Below are 15471 nucleotides of genomic sequence, written 5' to 3' on the forward strand. Positions count from 1 at the left end.
CTGTGCTCAGCCGCGCAGCCGGGTGTTGAGCCGCGCGGCCTGCCGGATCAGGTGGTCGCGCTCGCCGAGATCGGTCGCCTTACGGGCCGCCTCCGCGTACAGCGCGGCCGCCGCCGCCCGGTCCCCGGCGCGCTCGGTCAGGTACGCGCGCGCCGCGGTGTGCCGGGGCAGCGATCCGTCCAGTTCGGCGAGTGCCGCCAGGCCGGCCCGTGGACCGTCGGCCTCGCCGAGCGCGACCGCCCGGTTCAGCCGGACGACGGGACTGCCGGTCAGCGCGACGAGCTCGTCGTACCACCCGACGATCTGCACCCAGTCGGTCTCGGCCGCGGTCGGTGCGTCCGCGTGCAGTGCCGCGACGGCGGCCTGCGCCTGGTACTCGCCCAACCGGTCGCGGGCCAGCGCGGCCTGCAGGACCGTCACGCCCTCGGCGATCATCGCGGTGTCCCACCGGTCACGGTCCTGCTCGGCGAGCAGGACCAGGCTCCCGTCCGCCGCCGTGCGAGCTGCGCGCCGGGCATGGTGCAGCAGCATCAGCGCGAGCAGCCCGGCCACCTCGGGGTGGTCGAGCCCGGCGGCGAGCCGCCGGGTCAGGCGGATCGCCTCGACGGCCAGGTCGACGTCACCGGTCGCGGCGTACCCCTCGTTGAACACCAGGTACAGCACCCGCAGCACGACGGCCACATCTCCGGGCCGGTCGAAGCGCACGTCCGACACGGTGCGTTTGGCCCGGCTGATCCGCTGCGCCATGGTCGCCTCCGGCACCAGGAACGCCTGCGCGATCTGGCGGGTGGTCAACCCGCCGACCGCGCGCAGCGTCAGCGCCACCGCCGACGACGGCGTCAGGGCCGGGTGGGCGCACAGGAAGTACATCTCGAGCGCGTCGTCGGTCCCGGTGGCCGGGCCCGGGGGCGGCTCGGCCTCCACCAGGTCCTCACGCCTGCGGCGGGCCGTCTCCATCCGGGCCCCGTCGAGGAACCGCCGCCAGGCCGTGGTGACCAGCCATCCCTTGGGGTCGCGCGGCGGATCCGACGGCCAGACCCGGACGGCATCGACCAGTGCCTCCTGCACGGCGTCCTCGGCGGCGGCGAAGTCGGCGCCCCGGCGGACGAGGACCGCGGTCACCGCCGGGGTGAGCGCCCGCAGCAGGGCCGCGTCCACCGTCGGTCACTCCTCGATCGCCGGCGGCCCGGTCAGGAACGGGCGCAGCTCCAGCCACTCGTGGATCGGCTTCCCACCGGCGCCGGGCGCCGCCGACAGCTCCCCGGCGAGCTCCACCGCCCGCTCGTAGCTGTCGACGTCGATCACCATCCAGCCCGCGATCAGGTCCTTGGTCTCGGCGAACGGCCCGTCGGTGACCGGGGGACGGCCCGCACCGTCGTACCGGACGAAGGTGCCCTCGGGGGCGAGCGCCTGCCCGTCGACGTACTCACCGGTCGTCTCCAGCCGGTTCGCGAAGTCCTGCATGTACTGCACGTGGTCGGTGATCTCCTGCGGGGTCCACTTCTCCATCGGGACGTCGTTCACCGATGCCGGGGCTCCGCGGTAGTGCTTGAGCAGCAGGTACTTGGCCATGGTGGCTCTCCTCGGTGCGGTCGTGACCCATTCTGGTCACGTTCACGGCGGGGACGGAGCCGGTTGCGCGTTCTCGACGGCCCGGACACCTACAGAAGTATGACCTGCATCACACGGCCGGGAACGACGACGGCGGTGGCACCCCTCCGAGGAGAGATGCCACCGCCGTCGTGTGTCGAGGAACGTCAGATGGTGACGTTCGAGGCCTGCGGGCCCTTGGCGCCCTGGGTGACCTCGTAGGTCACGGCCTGGTTCTCGGAGAGCTCACGGAAGCCCGAGGCGTCGATCGCCGAGTAGTGCACGAAGACGTCGGCGCCGCCGTCATCGGGGGCGATGAATCCGAAGCCCTTTTCGGCGTTGAACCACTTGACGGTACCGGTGGCCATGGGGATGACTCCTTGTTGCATAGCTTGTCGACGGAACAACCACGTCATGCGGCTGCCCGGGTCACTGCGATTCCCAGACGGCAGCCAGCCAGAGCTACACCACAGACAGCGAATCCACCCGCATCATCCCGCGAGCGCGCTCAGAGAAACGAACTTCAGAACTTACGGTGACCGATCATCACGCTACACGCGACCGACCGTGCGACCAACAACGATCACCCGGGGAGGCCGCGGGCGGTCACCGTGGGCCGGGCCGGGCAGCCCTGTCGTGTGTGGACCGGGGCACCTGACCGGCGATCGACCTGCAGTCATCCGCCCGTGCCGATCGCCCGCCCGGGCTCTGGTGATGTACACCACAGTGCCGACCGGGGCCGACCGGGCCGGGCGGTCAGCGCACGAAGGCGCTGTGCCCCGTGACGGCCTTGCCGACGATCAGCGTGTTCATCTCCCGGGTGCCCTCGAACGAGTACAGCGCCTCGGCGTCGGCGAAGTAGCGCGCGATCCCGTTGGACAGCACGATCCCGTTGCCACCCACCAGCTGCCGGGACATCGCCACCGTCTCCCGCATCCGGCTCGCGCAGAACTCCTTGGCCAGCGCCGAGTGCGCGTCGGTCCCCCTGTCCTCGTCGATCAGCTGTGCGCAGCGGACGGCCATGCCGAGCGAGGCGGTGACGTTGCCGAGCATCGTGACGAGCAGGTCCTGCATCATCTGGAAGCTGGCGATCGGCCGGCCGAACTGCTCGCGCTGCTTCGCGTACGACAGCGCCAGCTCGTAGGCCGCCATCTGGGTGCCGACCGCGCCCCAGCAGGCGTTGGCCCGGGTGCGTCGCAGCACCGCACCGGCGTCGGCGAACGTGCCGCGCCCGCCGGACAGCCGGTGCGACTCGGGCACCCGTACCCGGTCGAGCACGATGTCGGCGTTCTGCACGATCCGCAGCGACTGCTTGCCCTCGATCTTCTCCACGGTCAGGCCGGGCGTGCTGCCGGGCACGACGAAGCCGCGCACGGCACCGTCGGCGCCGGGATCGGTGTCGCGCGCCCAGATCACGATCAGGTCGGCGAACGTGGCGTTGCCGATCCAGCGCTTCTCCCCGTCGAGCACCCATTCGTCGCCGTCGCGGGTGGCGGTCGTCTCCATGCCACCGGCGACGTCGGAGCCACCGTGCGGTTCGGTCAGCCCGAACGCGCCGATCTGCTCCATCCGCGCCATCGCCGGCAGCCAGCGCTCCCGCTGCTCCGCGGTCCCGCAGGCGGAGATCGACCCCATCGCGAGCCCGGCGTGCACACCGAAGAAGCTGTTCACCGACGGGTCGATGCGGGCGATCTCGGCGTGCAGGAAACCGAGGAACACCCGGCCGGCCGGCGGGTCGGTGTAGGCGGCCCCGGCCAGGTCCAGCCCGGCGAAGCCCGTCACCAGCTGCATCGGGAACTCGGCGGCCGCCCAGGCCCGCTCGACCACCGGGGCGACGTCGGTCGCCAGGAACGCGCGCAGCCGGCGCAGGGCGGCGTGCTCGTCGGCGGACAGCAGATCACCGTAGTGGTAGAAGTCGGCGACGTGCGGTGCGTCCGGATCCAGGTCGAGCGTCGGGACGGGCAGCGAGGAGCGTAGCGGCATCGGAGTCTCCAGGTGGGCGCGGTCGGCCGTCGGTCCGCCCGCACGAGCGTCGTGCCGAGAGCCTGCCGGACGGCCGCGGATGTCCTGGCCCGATGGTGACGGGCCCGACGGTGCGCAGCCACTCGTCCGCGTCCGGACCCGGCGATCGAGGACAGCCGCCGCCGGTGGTCCGACGAGGCGCACCACGGCCCGGCCCGGCGGGCGGCCGGCGCCGCTCGTGGACATGTGATCGATTTCGGCCGACCATCACGACATGCCCCAGACATCGCTGTCGACCGCCGACGTGACCGCCGAGGACTTCGAGCTCATCCGGCGGCAGGTCCGTGAGTTCGTCCGCACCGCTGTCGTGCCACGTGAGAACGAGATCATGCGGACCGACCGGATCCCGGACGACCTGCGGTCGGCGGCCGCGGAGATGGGATTGTTCGGGTACGCGATCCCCGCCGAGTGGGGCGGGATCGGCCTCGACCTGACCCAGGACGTCGAGCTCGCCCAGGAGTTCGGCTACACGACGCTGTCGCTGCGCTCGATGTTCGGCACGAACAACGGCATCGCCGGGCAGGTGCTGGTGGGGTTCGGCACCGACGCCCAGAAGCGGGAGTGGCTCGCGCGGATCGCCTCCGGTGAGGTGGTCGCCTCGTTCGCGCTGACCGAGCCGGGCGCCGGGTCCAACCCGGCCGGGCTGCGGACCCGTGCCCGCCGCGACGGCGATGGTGACGACGCGGACTGGATCATCGACGGGCAGAAGCAGTACATCACCAACGCCCCGTCGGCCCATCTGTTCGTCGTCTTCGCCCGCTACACCGAACCGGGGCCCGGCAATCCCGGGATCGCCGTGTTCCTGGTGCCGGCCGACGCGCCCGGGGTCACCGTCGGCCCGAAGGACGCCAAGATGGGCCAGGAGGGTTCGCAGACCGCGGACGTGCACCTCGACGGTGTCCGGGTCCCGGCCGAGGCTCTCGTCGGCACCGACCCGGCCGCCGGGTACCGGGCCGCCATGACGTCGCTGGCCCGCGGCCGGGTGCACATCGCAGCCCTGTCGGTCGGCACCGCGCAGCGCGCCCTCGACGAGTCCGTGGCCCATGCCGCGCAGAGCACCCAGGGCGGGCGACGGATCGGCGACTTCCAGCTGGTCCAGGCCCACCTCGCGGACATGGCGACCGGGGTGATGGCCGGCCGGGCGATGGTGCGCGACGCCGCCCGCGCCTACGTCGACGGCACGGACCGCCGGATCGCGCCGTCGGCGGCGAAGCTGTTCTGCACCGAGATGGTCGGCAGGGTCGCCGACCTGGCCGTACAGGTCCACGGCGGCGCCGGTTACATGCGCGAGATCCCGGTGGAGCGGATCTACCGGGACGTGCGGCTGCTGCGCCTCTACGAGGGCACCAGCGAGATCCAGCGACTGATCATCGGCGGCGGGCTGGTCCGGCAGGCGACCCGGTGACGACCGTCCCGGGTGTCGGGGCGTTCAGCGAGCTGCCCACCCGCCGCCCGTGCGACGGGCCACCGCCGGCGTCGACCGGGCCCGGGTTCAGTTCTCCGGGGAGGCGGACTCGCCCGCCGACCGGCTGCGCTCGTCGGGTGCCGCCGCCCCGGACCGGGCATCGTCGTACGGCGTGATGTGGACCTGTGCGATGCGGTGCCCGTCGGTGGCCGTCACGACGAACCGGTGACCCAGCGCGTCGACGGTGTCACCGACGACCGGGACCCGCCCCAGCTCGTGCATGACGAATCCACCGAGGCTCTCGAAGGGGCCGTCGGGGAGCACGACCCCGGTCTGTTCCTCGACCTCGTCGCGGTGCAGGAGGCCGTCGGCGTCGAAACCGCCGTCGGTGCTCTGCCGCGACGGGGCGGTACTGGGGTCGTACTCGTCACGGATCTCACCGACGATCTCTTCGACGAGGTCCTCGACGGTGACGATTCCGTCGGTGCCGCCGTACTCGTCCACGACCACCGCGAGGTGACCACCGCCGCGACGCATCTCGCTCAGTGCGCCGAGCACCGACTTGCTGCCCGGCAGCATGGTCACCGGCCGGGCCAGCTCGCCCACGGTGCGCGCGTCGGCGTTGCCGGTGTGGTGGCTGCTGAGGATGTCGCGCACATGAACGACGCCGACGACGTCGTCGACGGTGTCGGCGATGACCGGATAGCGGGAGTGGGGCCGGTCCAGGACCTGCGCGGTCGCCTCGTGCAGCGGTGTGGTCGCGTTGAGGAAGTTGACCTCGGTGCGCGGCACCATCACCTCACGGACCACCCGGTCCGTCGCGGTGAAGGCGTCGGTGAGCAGGCGTCGCTCCTCGGGGTGCAGGCCGTCGGCGGTGCGGACCATGTCCCGCAGTTCCTCCTCGCTGACCTGGTCACCGGGGGTTCGGGGGTCGATGCCGAGCAGTCGGACCACGGCGTTGGTCGAGCGCGACAGCAACCAGATCAGTGGCCGGGTCACCGTGGCGAGCCGGTCGAGTGTCCCCGCCGTGGCCTGGGCGACCATCTCGGGCCGCTGGAGGGCGAGCCGCTTCGGGACCAGCTCGCCCACGACCAGCGACAGGTACGACACCAGCGCAGTCACCAGGATCAGTGCCGCCGCCGACGCGATCGCCACCGGCAGACCCCACCCGGCGAGTACGGGCTCCAACCGCACCGCGATCGTCGCGCCGCCGTAGCTGGAGGCGAAGAACCCGGCGAAGGTGACCCCGATCTGCACGGCCGAGAGGAACCGGTTGGAGTCGCTGCGCAGACGCGCCACACGCGCGCCCCGCCGGCCGCGCTCGGCCATGGCCGACACCTGCCCGGACCGCAGCGTCACCAGAGCGATTTCCGCCGCCGCGAAGAAGCCACCGATCAGCACGAACAACAGCACCAGGGCCAGGTTCAGCGCTACATCCATGCGCTGAAGTCTGACAGCAGCGCGAATTCGGGTGCTTACGCGGCACAACCCAGGGTGTGGGGAGCCCGCGGTGTGGGGAGCCCGCGGTGCGCGGGCCTGCACCCCGATGAGCTCCGCCCGGCTGCTCCGGAACGGTATCCGGGCCTCCTGCGCCGCTGCACGGGTGCGCGAGAGTCCTGAACCGCGCGCTCGGCCGGGTCTACGTCGTGGCCGTGCTCACCCCGGTGCTCACCCCGGTGCTCACCGTCGGACCCGTGGGATCGGTCGCGTCACCGGTTCGCCCACGGTGGCCAGGGCGCGCCGTGCGCGCAGCTTGCGGACGACCAGGACGACGACGAGGGCCAGCGCGAGAGCGGCGACGGCGTAGGACACCGGCCCGAGCGCCTGGTCGACCACATGCCAGTTCTCGCCGAGCTGCCACCCCAGCCCGATCAGCAATGCGTTCCAGATCGCGCTGCCGATGGTCGTCAGGACCGTGAACCGGACCAGGGGCATCCTCGCGACCCCGGCCGGGAGCGACACCACACTGCGCAGCAGCGGGATACACCTGCTGCCGAGGACGAACGCGTTGCCGAAGCGGTCGAACAGGTCACGTCCACGTTCGAGGTCCTTCTGGCTGGACAGCACGAACCAGCGCTTGCCCGCGAGCTCGTGCAACCGCTCGTATCCCAGCCAGGCCCCGAGCCCGTAGAGCACGTACGCCCCGGCCACGGCACCGACCGTCGCCCCGAGCCAGAGCGACACCGCGCTGAACGCGCCCTGAGCGGCGCGATAGCCGGCCAACGGCAGGATCGCCTCGGACGGGATCGGCGGGATGATGTTGTCGAGGAAGATCAGGAGCCCGACGCCGACAGCACCGAGCGCGTCGATGACCGAGAAGACCCAGTCAGTCACCGCGTCCTCCCCGGACTGATCCGGAGTAGCAGGTCAGAACTCACCGACGTCCCCTCCGAAGCCCTCGGACCCGCCACCGGTGTCCAGGCCGTCCGGCTCCGGCGCCGACTCAGCAGCAGGTTCCTGCTGCTCCTCGGCGGCGAGGTCCTCGCCGCCGGCCGGGGCGTCGCCGAGGAACGCGTCCGCGACAGCGGTTCCGATGAACGCGCCCGCGACACTGGCAGCAACGACCCTGCGATCACGCTGCCCATCCCGGGGCCGCCACGTCCGCCCCCGAGCGTGCGCTCCATCGTGCCCGGGTTGCTCATCTCCGCGCGTGTGACCATCCGCGTGAGCGGTTGCGGATCACTCGAGGTCGCCCGCTCCGCCTCCGGGACCGAACCCGACAGCTCGGCCAGCACCCGCTGCCGCTGCTCCGGGGTCAACGTCGCGAACGCTTCGGCGTGTGCCTGCTCCACCGTGTCCGGCGGCGCCGTCCGCAACATGCAGCGATAGCGCTCGACCGCGGCCCGGTCGGGATCCTGTTGCACGGCCGCAGGGGCGGGCGACGGCGGAGCAGGAGGCGGGCCTGCCTGCTCACCCCCGCCCAGACGTTGCCTCAGCCTGTCGAACAACCCCACGGTCGTTGCCTCCGATGCGTCGTGGCGTACTCGGTGTCGGTCTGAAACTAACGAACCCCGGCTGCGCCCGGTTCCGCACACCACCACGGGCAGTAGTCACAGTGGGGCCGGGGTCATGTGGACCGCGCCATCCCCGGGGATCGGACGCGGTCACTGCACGACTGCCGCCGATCCCGCGGTGCGGCGTGCCGGGTCGCCGACCTCCACCCGCACACAGCGGCATCACCGGCGATCGCCTCGGGGGCGGACGTGAAGGTCGTCCAGACGATGCCGGGGCACAAGACCACCGCTCACGTCGGACCTGTACTGGCCCCTGTTCCCGGACCGGCTCGACGACATCGCCGACCGGCTGGGCTCCGCGGCATGTACCCAGGACGATCAGGAAGAGAGCTGAGAAACGGCGTACCTGCTGGTGGAGACGAGGGGAATCGAACCCCTAACCCCCGCCTTGCAAAGGCGGTGCTCTGCCAATTGAGCTACGTCCCCGGGTGGGTCGGACCCACCGTACCCGGTGGACGGGTTCAGCGAGTCGTCGCCTCGTGCCAGAGGTCGTCGGACCCGACGCCCCGCAGCCGTGACCAGCCGACGTACGCAGCACCGGCCACCAAGGCCAGAACGAGCAGCTTCTTCATCGACGTCTCCTCACGAGCACTTCGGAGGCAGGAAGTGTGGGCCTAGCTGGATTTGAACCAGCGACCTCATCGTTATCAGCGATGCGCTCTAACCAACTGAGCTATAGGCCCTTGCGACAGGAGGAACACTACCTCACGGGGTCGAGCGGGTTACCGGCGGGGTCCGGAGCCGGGCCCCGCCGGAAGCCGTGCGGAGCAGGCCCTCAGTCGCGCTCGGAGAGGGTGACCTCGACTCCGCCGACGAGGTCGGCGGCGACGTTGTAGACGAAGGCCACGATCGTGATGGCGACGGCGAACAGCAGGCTGTTCACCGCACCGACGACGGCGGCGAGCCCGAACACCCGGCCGGCGCTGATCAGCGTCCCGCCGGTCTCCTCCTGCCCGGTGACCAGGTCGGCGTAGGTGCCGTTGAGCCGGTCCCACACGCCCATCCCGCCGAGCACGCCGTAGAGCACACCCGCGGCGACCATCCACACCAGCCACAGCACGACCGCCAGCGCCAGCGCCATCTTCAGCACCGACCACGGGTCGAGCCGCTTGAGCTGCAGCAGCGCCTGGCGCGGCGGGCGGTTACGGACCGACGCGCGGGGCGCCTCGACCCCACCGGCCTCCCGCTGCTCCGGCTCCCGGACAGCGGTCGCGGTCGCTCCGGCACCGGCCCCGGGCGCGGTGAGGAACGCCGTCGGCGCCTCGCTCAGCAGCGAGTCCGCCACGGTCGGCTGCTCCGCCTCGAGCGGCTGCTCGTTCGGGTCCGGCACCCGGCGCCACGGCGGCGGGGCGGCGCCTGCCGGATCGACCGCGGCGGGCTCCTCCGCCACGGGTTCGGTCCGCGGGACCGGGCTCGGCGCCACGTCCGCGGGCCGTGCGTCGGTGAGCCGTCCGTCCGGGGTCGGTGCGGCCGGTGGGGTGCCGTCGGCGGCCGGGGCGGATCCGGCTGCCGGAGCGCCGGGCTGGTCCGCGTCGGTGGCGACGGTGCGGCCCTCGTCCGGCGACGACGGGGTGCGGTCGTCGGTGCTCACGAGCTGGAGCTCTCCTCGCTTGTCGTCGCTGCAGTGCTGCAGGCGATCCGAGCCGGTCGGCGACGTGGGGGCCGGTCATGCCGACCGGCCCCACGATCGCCTACGCCTGCTGGCCCGGGTCCTCCTCGGTCTCCTCCGCGTTGCGGGCGACCGCCAGCAGCGTGGAACTCTCGCCCAGGTTCATCAGACGGACTCCCTTCGTCTGCCGGCCGGCCTTCCGCACCTCGCGGGCCGAGGTCCGGATGACCCCGCCGGTGGAGGTGATCGCGTACAGCTCGTCGTCGATCCCGACGATGAGTGCACCGACCAGCGTGCCACGGCGACGGTCGTACTGGAGCGTCAACACTCCCTTCCCGCCGCGACCCTGCACCGGGTAGTCCTCGATGGGGGTGCGCTTGGCGTAGCCACCGGTGGTGGCGACCAGCAGGTAGGTGTCCGGGCGGATCACACCGAGGGCGAGCAGCTGGTCCCCGCTGTTGAAGCGCATGCCCAGCACCCCGGACGTCGCCCGGCCCATTGGGCGCAGCGCGTCGTCGGTGGCGGTGAACCGGATGGACTGCCCCTCCGCGGAGACGAGCAGCAGATCGTCCTCGGCCGAGCAGAGCACGGCACCGACCAGCTCGTCGTCGTCGCGCAGGTTGATGCCGATCAGGCCGCCGGTGCGGTTGGAGTCGAAGTCGGTGAGCCGCGACTTCTTCACCAGACCGTTTCTCGTCGCAAGGACCAGATACGGCCTGGCCTGGTAGTCCTTGATCTGCATGACCTGGGCGATCTCCTCGTCCGGCTGCAGTGCCAGCAGGTTCGCCAGGTGCTGACCGCGGGCCGTCCGGTTCGCCTCGGGCAGCTCGTAGGCCTTGAGCCGGTACACCCGTCCGCGGTTGGTGAAGAACAGCATCCAGTCGTGCGTGGAGCAGACGAAGAAGTGGGCGACGATGTCGTCCTGTTTCAGCGCGGCACCCTGCACGCCCTTGCCGCCGCGCTTCTGCGCCCGGTACAGGTCGGTCTTCGTCCGCTTCGCGTAGCCGGTCCGGGTGATCGTGACGACGACGTCCTCGACCGCGATCAGGTCCTCGTCGGTGACGTCACCGTCGTAGCCGACGATCCGGGTGCGCCGGTCGTCACCGTGCTTCTCGACGATCTCGAGCAGCTCGTCGCGCACGATCGCCCGCTGGCGCTCCGGCCGGGCCAGGATGTCCTGGTAGTCGGCGATCTCGCGCTCGATCTCGGCCAGCTCGTCGATGATCTTCTGCCGCTCCAGCGCGGCGAGGCGCCGCAGCTGCATGTCCAGGATCGCCTGGGCCTGGATCTCGTCGACGTCGAGCAGGTCGATCAGGCCGGCCCGGGCGACGTCGACCGTCTCCGACGCCCGGATCAGGGCGATGACCTCGTCGAGCGCGTCGAGCGCCTTGACCAGACCACGCAGGATGTGGGCCCGCTCCTCGGCCTTGCGCAGCCGGTAGCGGGTCCGCCGGACGATGACCTCGATCTGGTGCCGCACGTAGTGCCGGACGACCTGGTCCAGGCGCAGTGTCCGCGGCACGCCGTCGACGATCGACAGCATGTTCACACCGAAGCTGTGCTGCAGCTGGGTGTGCTTGTAGAGGTTGTTCAGCACGACCTTGGCGACCGCGTCCCGCTTCAGCGTGATCACGATCCGCATGCCGATGCGGTCGCTGGACTCGTCGACGATCTCGGAGATCCCGGCGATCTTGCCGTCGCGCACCATGGTCGCGATCGACTCGATGAGGTTGTCCGGGTTCACCACGTAGGGCAGCTCGGTGACCACCAGCGTGGTCCGGCCCTTGGTGTCCTCCTCGACCTCGACGACGGCGCGCATCCGGATGGAACCGCGACCGGTCCGGTAGGCCGACTCGATGCCGTCCCGCCCGACGATCAGGCCGTGGGTCGGGAAGTCCGGGCCCTTGATGCGCTCCATGAGCGCGTCGAGCAGCTCGTCGTCGGTGGCGTCCGGGTTCTCCAGGCACCAGACGATGCCGTCCCCGACCTCACGCAGGTTGTGCGGCGGGATGTTGGTCGCCATCCCGACCGCGATGCCGGAGCTGCCGTTGATCAGCAGGTTCGGCACCCGGGACGGCAGGACGACCGGTTCCTGGGTCTTGCCGTCGTAGTTGTCGAGGAAGTCGACCGTGTCTTCCTCGATGTCGCGCAGCATCGCCATCGCCAGCGGCGACAGCCGGCACTCCGTGTAACGCATCGCGGCCGCGGGGTCGTTGCCCCGGGAACCGAAGTTGCCCTGCCCGTCGATCAGCGGGTAACGCATCGACCAGGGCTGGGCGAGCCGCACGAGGGCGTCGTAGATCGCCGAGTCGCCGTGCGGGTGGTAGTTGCCCATCACGTCGCCGACGACACGGGCGCACTTGACGTACGACCGTTCGGGCCGGAAGCCGTTCTCCCCCATCGAGTAGAGGACGCGCCGGTGGACCGGCTTCAGACCGTCCTCCACCAGCGGCAGCGCCCGCCCGACGATCACGCTCATCGCGTAGTCGATGTAGGAGCGCTGCATCTCCTGCTGGATGTCGACCGGTTCGACCCGGCCACCACCCTCGCCGCCGCCCGAAGCCGGGGCCGCCGGGTCGATCGTGTCCGTCACGAAGTCTCCTGTGAATTCATACGTGCGTCTTGATCAGACGTGTGGAGCGGAAGTCACTCGTCGGCCCTCGACCGCCGGGCCTCAGCACCGAGCTTCGGCCCTCGACCGCCGGGCCTCAGCACCGAGCCTCGGCCCTCGACCGCCGGGCCTCAGACGTCCAGGAAGCGCACGTCCTTGGCGTTACGGGTGATGAAGGACCGGCGGGACTCGACGTCCTCCCCCATCAGCACCGAGAAGAGCTCGTCAGCGGTGGCGGCGTCGTCCAGGCTGACCTGGTAGAGCAGCCGGTTCGCCGGGTCCATCGTGGTCTCCCACAGCTCCTTGGCGTTCATCTCGCCGAGACCCTTGTACCGCTGGACGCCCTCGTCCTTCGGCAGCTTCTTGCCGGCCGCGCGGCCCGCCTCGATCAGACCGTCCCGCTCGCGGTCGGAGTAGGCGTACTCCGGCTCGCTGCCCCGGCCACCCCACTTGATCTTGTAGAGCGGCGGCGCGGCCAGGAAGACGTGCCCGTTCTCGATCAGCGGACGCATGAACCGGAACAGCAGCGTGAGCAGCAGCGTCCGGATGTGCTGGCCGTCGACGTCGGCGTCGGCCATCAGCACGAGCTTGTGGTACCGCAGCTTCGAGAGGTCGAAGTCGTCGTGGATCCCGGTGCCCATCGCGGTGATGATCGACTGGACCTCGGTGTTCTTGAGGACCCGGTCGATCCGCGCCTTCTCGACGTTGATGATCTTGCCGCGGATCGGCAGGATCGCCTGGTGCATCGAGTCGCGGCCGGCCTTCGCCGAGCCGCCGGCGGAGTCACCCTCCACGATGTAGAGCTCGCAGCTCTCCGGGTCGCGGGAGCGGCAGTCGGACAGCTTGCCGGGCAGGCCGCCGATGTCACCGGCGCTCTTGCGGCGGACCAGCTCCCGGGCCCGGCGCGCGGCGAGCCGGGCCTGGGCCGAGGAGACCGCCTTGTTGACGATCGTCTTCGCCTCGGTGGGGTTGCGCTCGAACCAGTCGGCGAGCCACTCGTTGGACACCCGCTGGACGAACGACTTGACCTCGGTGTTGCCCAGCTTGGTCTTCGTCTGGCCCTCGAACTGCGGCTCGGAGATCTTGACCGAGACGATCGCCGCCAGGCCCTCGCGGATGTCGTCGCCGGACAGCGCCGGGTCCTTCTCCTTGATCAGTTTCTTGTCGCGGGCGTAACGGTTGACGGTGGCCGTCAGCGCGTGCCGGAAGCCCTCCTCGTGCGTCCCGCCCTCGTGCGTGTTGATCGTGTTCGCGAAGGTGTAGACGGACTCGGAGTAACCCGAGTTCCACTGCATCGCGACCTCGACCTGGTGGCCGGGGCCCTCGCCGGTGTAGGCGACGATCTTGCGGTGGATCGGGTCCTTGGACTTGTTCAGGTGCGCGACGAAGTCCTCCAGCCCGTTCGGGTAGTGGAAGACGTACTCCTTGGGCTTGGCGACGTAGCCCTCGGCGTCCGGCTCGGTGTCCACGTCGACCTGGGCGACCGGCTCGGCCGGGTCGCCGTCCTCGTCGAGGGCCTCGCTCGAGGGCAGCAGCTCCGCCGGCTTCTCCGGCCTGCGCTCGTCGCGCAGGACCATGGTCAGGCCCTTGTTCAGGAACGTCTGCTCCTGCAGCCGGCGCCGGATCGTCTCCAGCGTGAAGCTGGTCGTCTCGAAGATCGTCGGGTCCGGCCAGAAGACGATCGTGGTCCCGGTGTCGGACTTCTTCGTGGTGCCGGCCTCGATCAGCTCACCGGGCTTGGCGTGGTCGTAGTGCTGCTTCCAGATCTTGCCGTCCTTGCGGACCTCGACGTCGAGCGCGGTGGACAGCGCGTTCACGACCGACACGCCCACGCCGTGCAGACCGCCGGAGACCGCGTACGACTTGTCGTCGAACTTGCCACCGGCGTGCAGGCTGGTGAGGACGACCTCGAGGGTCGGCTTCTTCTCCACCGGGTGCATCTCGACCGGGATGCCGCGGCCGTCGTCCTCGACCCGGACGCCGCCGTCGGCCTGCAGTGTCACGACGACCTTCGTGGCGTGACCGGCCATGGCCTCGTCGACGGAGTTGTCCACCACCTCCCAGATCAGGTGGTGCAGGCCCCGCTCACCGGTGGAGCCGATGTACATGCCGGGCCGCTTGCGGACCGCCTCCAGCCCCTTGAGGACCGTGATGGACGACGCGCCGTAGGCGTTGTTCGCTGCCTTGTCCTGAGCCACGAGTAGCTGGTTCTCCTCGCCACGTGAACCGACGACGGCCTGCGGACGCCACGGGGCGCGACGACCGTCGAACCGGTTCCACCGACCGGGCACTCTGTCATGTCAGGGGAGCCACCCGGGAACACCCCACGAGTCTACCCGCCGGGCACGACAGAAAGGTGGCCAGGACCCGCCTAGAACCGTCACAGACGGGCGAACGACTCCCGCCGCGTGGTCGTTCGTGCGTACCCGGGGCTCAGCCGTGCGGCGAGCGTGTCATCTCGCGCTGACCGGCGACGTGAGCTCCGCGCCTCACCGAACATAGCCCCGCACCCGATCCGGGCCCTCACGACCGGCACGGCGCCGTCACGCGCTCGGGGCCTGTCCGCGGCCGCCTCGCACCGGCCGATCGGTGGATGCCGCCGCCCCCGGTCAGCCGTAGGTATCGCGGGGGCCCCGCCCACGCACGTGCCGGGGCCCGTGCCGCCAGCTCGGGCCGCTCGGACCGACCACCCGGATCCGCCGGACGACGTCCGGCCCGACGGCCGCCGACAGCCTGGTGAGCAGCTGGCGCTGCAGCGTCCGGAGCTGCGTGGCCCAGGCGGTCGACTCGGCCTGCAGGGTCAGCTCGCCGTCGCGCAGCGACACCGGGACGCAGTGGTCGGCGACGTCCGGGCCGACCAGCTGCGGCCAGCGCCCGAGGACGGTGGCGTCGGTGAGCCGCGACGACCAGCCGCGGTCCATCGACACCCGGGACACCACCCGGCCGAACGGCTGCGGGTCCCGGTCGTCCGGACCCGAACCGGACCAGCGCCTGCGCCGGCCCCTCCCGGACACCACCCGCAGCTTCGGGCGAGCCTCCTCGGCCCGCTCGTCCGCCTTGCGCGCGGTCGCCTCCCGCGCCGCACGCAGGGCGTCCCTGGCCAGATCCGCGCCGCGCAGACCGGCTCGCTCGCCGGCGAGGAGATCACCCTGCTCGCCCGGGACCCCACCGCCCGTGACCGGGCCGTGATCGGCGTCCGGCGCGTCACCGGTCCGTCTAT

Annotated in this window: 12 protein-coding genes and 2 tRNA genes; 1 reads left to right on the forward strand and 13 read right to left on the reverse strand. The window is 71.0% G+C overall.

The annotated features are described in order from the left end of the window. Positions 1–6: 6 nt before the first annotated feature. From AB0J24_RS12880 to AB0J24_RS12895, 4 genes are all read right to left on the reverse strand, one after another. Positions 7–1158: a DUF6596 domain-containing protein gene (locus AB0J24_RS12880; RefSeq protein ID WP_358679852.1), complete on the reverse strand. Its 1152-nt coding sequence runs from the start codon at positions 1156–1158 to the stop codon at positions 7–9. A 6-nt stretch (positions 1159–1164) separates the two neighbouring features. Continuing rightward, positions 1165–1572 (reverse strand): YciI family protein, encoded by a 408-nt coding sequence (locus AB0J24_RS12885; RefSeq protein ID WP_358679855.1) that lies wholly within the window; start codon positions 1570–1572, stop codon positions 1165–1167. Positions 1573–1757: 185 nt separating this feature from the next. Beyond that, the gene (locus AB0J24_RS12890; RefSeq protein WP_085914078.1) at positions 1758–1958 is read right to left on the reverse strand and encodes a cold-shock protein; all 201 of its coding nucleotides are present in this window, start codon (positions 1956–1958) and stop codon (positions 1758–1760) included. 388 nt (positions 1959–2346) lie between these two features. Beyond that, positions 2347–3573, reverse strand: a complete 1227-nt coding sequence (locus AB0J24_RS12895) for an acyl-CoA dehydrogenase family protein (protein ID WP_358679858.1) — start codon at positions 3571–3573, stop codon at positions 2347–2349. Positions 3574–3826: 253 nt separating this feature from the next. Here AB0J24_RS12895 and AB0J24_RS12900 point away from each other — a divergent pair, with 253 nt between their 5' ends. Continuing rightward, positions 3827–5017, forward strand: coding sequence for an acyl-CoA dehydrogenase family protein (locus AB0J24_RS12900; protein ID WP_358679861.1), 1191 nt, complete (start codon positions 3827–3829; stop codon positions 5015–5017). An 87-nt stretch (positions 5018–5104) separates the two neighbouring features. On the opposite strand, the gene AB0J24_RS12905 is transcribed toward AB0J24_RS12900, so the two are convergent. The 9 genes from AB0J24_RS12905 to AB0J24_RS12945 form a co-directional block, all read right to left on the reverse strand. Further along, complete coding sequence (locus tag AB0J24_RS12905; RefSeq protein WP_358679864.1) at positions 5105–6457, reverse strand: hemolysin family protein; 1353 nt, start codon at positions 6455–6457, stop codon at positions 5105–5107. A 240-nt stretch (positions 6458–6697) separates the two neighbouring features. After that, positions 6698–7351, reverse strand: a complete 654-nt coding sequence (locus tag AB0J24_RS12910) for a DedA family protein (RefSeq protein WP_358679867.1) — start codon at positions 7349–7351, stop codon at positions 6698–6700. Between the two features lie 1030 nt (positions 7352–8381). Next, positions 8382–8457 (reverse strand) — tRNA-Ala (locus AB0J24_RS12915). Positions 8458–8492: 35 nt separating this feature from the next. Next, positions 8493–8603, reverse strand: a complete 111-nt coding sequence (locus tag AB0J24_RS12920; protein ID WP_211286625.1) for a DLW-39 family protein — start codon at positions 8601–8603, stop codon at positions 8493–8495. Between the two features lie 37 nt (positions 8604–8640). After that, positions 8641–8714, reverse strand: a tRNA-Ile gene (locus AB0J24_RS12925). 92 nt (positions 8715–8806) lie between these two features. Beyond that, positions 8807–9622, reverse strand: a complete 816-nt coding sequence (locus AB0J24_RS12930; protein WP_358679870.1) for a DUF3566 domain-containing protein — start codon at positions 9620–9622, stop codon at positions 8807–8809. A 100-nt stretch (positions 9623–9722) separates the two neighbouring features. Beyond that, a complete protein-coding gene (gene gyrA / locus AB0J24_RS12935; protein ID WP_358679872.1) occupies positions 9723–12233 on the reverse strand; it encodes a DNA gyrase subunit A in 2511 nt (836 codons plus the stop codon). Positions 12234–12382: 149 nt separating this feature from the next. After that, the gene (gyrB, locus tag AB0J24_RS12940; protein ID WP_358679875.1) at positions 12383–14449 is read right to left on the reverse strand and encodes a DNA topoisomerase (ATP-hydrolyzing) subunit B; all 2067 of its coding nucleotides are present in this window, start codon (positions 14447–14449) and stop codon (positions 12383–12385) included. 411 nt (positions 14450–14860) lie between these two features. After that, positions 14861–15265: a DciA family protein gene (locus tag AB0J24_RS12945; RefSeq protein WP_358679878.1), complete on the reverse strand. Its 405-nt coding sequence runs from the start codon at positions 15263–15265 to the stop codon at positions 14861–14863. Positions 15266–15471: the final 206 nt, after the last annotated feature.

The sequence above is a fragment of the Pseudonocardia sp. NPDC049635 genome (assembly GCF_040659795.1).
Lineage (GTDB): Bacteria > Actinomycetota > Actinomycetes > Mycobacteriales > Pseudonocardiaceae > Pseudonocardia.